The sequence below is a fragment of the Caulobacter sp. SLTY genome, assembly GCF_009905535.1.
Classification (GTDB): domain Bacteria; phylum Pseudomonadota; class Alphaproteobacteria; order Caulobacterales; family Caulobacteraceae; genus Caulobacter.
Genome location: NZ_JAAALA010000086.1, coordinates 1 through 583 on the forward strand (window position 1 = coordinate 1; position 583 = coordinate 583).

Annotated in this window: 1 protein-coding gene; it reads left to right on the top strand. The window is 71.4% G+C overall.

Annotated elements, in window-relative coordinates; translation table 11 throughout:
* Positions 1 to 467, top strand: a 467-nt coding sequence (locus tag GVN21_RS20365) for a hypothetical protein (RefSeq protein WP_166576562.1), incomplete at its 5' end; no start/stop codon positions are given.
* Between the last annotated feature and the right edge of the window lie 116 nt (positions 468 to 583).

Consider the following 583-nt stretch of genomic DNA (forward strand, 5'->3'; position numbering starts at 1 on the left):
CCCTGGCCCAGGCCCCCGATCCGGCGCCGGCCGCCGCGCCCGCCCCCTCGGCGCCCAAGAACACCGTGGTCCAGATCACCATCGCCGAGCAGATCGGCTCGAACACCAACAAGGTCGGCGACAAGTTCGCCATCGTGCTGGCCGAGCCGGTGATGGTGAACGGCCAGGTGATCATCCCGGCCGGAACCAAGGGGGTCGGCGAGATCGTCCATGTCGCGCCTTCCGGCCTCGGCGGACGCTCGGGCGAACTGCTGCTGGCCGCGCGCTACCTGGAACTCGGCGATGTCCGCATCCCGCTGAAGGCCTTCCAGTTCGCGGCCCGGGGCCGTGACACCACGGCCGGCTCGCTGTGGGCGTTGGGCCTGGTCAAGGGCGGCCAGGTCATCGTGCCGCCGGGAACCGGCGGCACGGCCAAGCTGGCCCAGGATTTCACCCCGCCGGCGCAGCCGGTTTCTTCCGCGCCTTGAGGATCCATTCCATGCGCCTGTTCTCCGCCGCCCTTTTCGCCGCCGCCCTGGTCTGCGGCCCCGCCCTGGCCCAGGACGGCGGCGAAAAGGGCGGCGGAGAACAGGCGCATGGAATG